Origin of the sequence: Flavobacterium sp. (genome assembly GCF_043779715.1) — a bacterium.
In the GTDB taxonomy this organism is placed as follows: Bacteria; Bacteroidota; Bacteroidia; order Flavobacteriales; family Flavobacteriaceae; genus Flavobacterium.
Genome location: NZ_JAYWDT010000269.1, coordinates 1 through 2447, shown reverse-complemented (window position 1 = coordinate 2447; position 2447 = coordinate 1). Strand labels below are relative to the sequence as shown.

Genomic DNA, 2447 nt, shown 5'->3' with positions numbered 1-2447 from the left:
TGAATTATTGGATACAATTCTATCAGAATAAATTATACTTTTCGAATCAAACAATAAACGCAGAATATTTATCCTTTAATAAAATTAGTTTCATTTCGGAAACGCGAAATATTATTCCGCTTTGGGCAAATAAAGGAGCTACATTAACAGGAGGTAATTTAGGTTTCTATTTCAACGAAGTTTTTAAAGATTTTGATTTAGCATCGGATACTATTAAGAATATTGAATTAAGACATTTAGATTTAAAATTTTCTGTAAAAAAAGACCATTTAGGAAAGAATTATAGAATCGAATCGAAGTATAATGAAAAATTTGATATAGAATTCAGAAACAGTTCATCAGGAACACAAACCTCTGTCCCCATCCTTTTGATTTCGCAGTTTTTTGCTCAAAATTTCAAATTTGAAGACGCTTTTAATAATTCTGTATTGAAATATTTATCCTCTGATAATCGTTTAACAGATTTCAAAGCAGTAAAAAATTTGAGTGATATAAAAGACAAAATAATCTACATTCATATAGAAGAACCTGAATTAAGTTTATTTCCAGATGCACAATGCAAATTGATAGATGGTTTGATAAAAAATTGTTTTACAGATAATACCAATCCAATTGAATTAATAGTTTCTACACACAGCCCATATATAGTGAACTATCTGAATTTACTTATAAAAAGATTTGATAAAAACATCGAAGACGCAAAATACAATTATGATGAATTAGCAGTTTACCAAGTTGCTGATGGTGGTTTGATTAATCTAATGGCTCAAAATGAACGATTGGTAAACACAAATCCCTTATCTGATACCATAAATGATATTTATAATGAATATGAAAAATTAGGATAATATGGATAGTTTGCTAAAAAATGATTTTACTTCATTCCATCAGTTACCTATTTCCGTTTTGAACATTCGCCAAAATACTAATTTAGAATATTTTGAATTAGAAGATATTGATACTGTTTTGACTCTATCCTCAATTAAAGATTCTGGAACAGCAAAATACGCTAATCCTAATAATTTAGAAGTAACTATTATTGATTACGATACTTTTCTAACTAGTTTATCACATAAATTTAGACAAGGAAAAAGTAGATGCGATGCAATAGTTTACACTCAAAATAAATCTTACTTTCTATTGAATGAATTAAAAAATAGAAAAATTGTTGATGAAAACGCATTTGAAGACGTGCTTTGCGGAGCCATCTCTCAAATGCTTAAAACTCTAAAATTGGTAAAATCTGTTCCATCAATTGATAACTTTATAAATTCTTTTACTCAAAAACGGTTTTGTTATTGCAATAAACAATCAAATAATCCGTCTCCAATTATTGATGCTCCAAAGGCTTTTAATAGATTAAACAACTTAGTTCCCGACGGAATAGAAATGGAACATAGCGAAATCAATGCTTTGGGCTTTCAATTGTTTCAATACACTAATTCACAAACGATAAAATTGAATTGATTTTTTTCCAAATATTGACACAAAAATAATCAAACTATCCGATTACATCATCGACATTGGTCCTGAAGGTGGAAAAGGGGGGCGATCAATTGATTGCCAGAGGAACTCCTGAGGAAGTTGCAAAAAGTAAAAAAAGCTATATTGCACAGTTTTTAAAGAAAGAGTTGGTGTAATTCTCCTCCAAAAGAGGGGAATAAAAAGCTAGAAAACTGTCTCAAAAGTAACTTTAGATAAAAAACTACATGAACCGTACTTTGCAGTTATAAAAAAAGAATTACTTTAGTAGGCTCGATTTTTAGCCCTGATGGAAGTGGCATCCTTTTTATTTTTTTCTTTAAAAAATAAAAAGATAGAACGGACACCAGGATAAAGCTCCAAAAAAAATAGAATAGATAATTAAAATACAGCATATGAGATTAGAAGATTTTGACAATGACGAGGATAAAGTAATCCAAGACCGACTAAAACAAAAGACATGGAACGAGATTAGAACCAATGATAGTTGGGCCATTTTTAAAATCATGGCCGAGTTTGTTAATGGGTATGAAAGTATGGGACGTATAGGTCCGTGTGTAAGTATTTTTGGTTCTGCTAGAACAAAACCCGAAGATAAATATTATTTATTAGCAGAAAAAATTGCTTATAAAATTAGTAAAGCTGGTTATGGTGTTATTACAGGTGGTGGACCTGGAATTATGGAAGCCGGGAATAAAGGCGCACATCTAGGTGGGGGAACTTCGGTGGGATTGAATATAGAACTGCCGTTTGAACAACATTACAATCCATATATTGATAACGATAAAAACTTAAATTTTGATTATTTCTTTGTTCGAAAAGTAATGTTTGTCAAATATTCGCAAGGATTTGTTGTGATGCCTGGCGGTTTTGGAACTATGGATGAATTGTTTGAAGCCATGACTTTAATACAAACTAAAAAAATTGCTAAATTCCCAATTATATTGGTCGGATCCAGTTTTTGG

3 protein-coding genes are annotated in these 2447 nt (G+C 30.3%); all 3 read left to right on the top strand.

Annotation, left to right across the window (positions count from 1 at the left end; genetic code table 11):
* On the top strand, positions 1-848 hold an 848-nt coding region (locus ACH2BG_RS12980; protein WP_395048117.1), incomplete at its 5' end, for an AAA family ATPase.
* A gap of 1 nt (position 849) precedes the next feature.
* Positions 850-1467 carry a hypothetical protein gene (locus ACH2BG_RS12975; RefSeq protein WP_395048116.1) on the top strand — a complete coding sequence of 206 codons (618 nt, stop codon included), beginning with the start codon at positions 850-852 and terminating at the stop codon, positions 1465-1467.
* A gap of 410 nt (positions 1468-1877) precedes the next feature.
* Positions 1878-2447, top strand: a 570-nt coding sequence (locus tag ACH2BG_RS12970; RefSeq protein WP_395048115.1) for a TIGR00730 family Rossman fold protein, incomplete at its 3' end; no start/stop codon positions are given.

Excerpts from the sequence above, each read along its gene's own strand:
- ACH2BG_RS12975 (WP_395048116.1), top strand. The coding sequence starts at position 850 with ATGGATAGTTTGCTAAAAAATGATTTTACTTCATTCCATCAGTTACCT.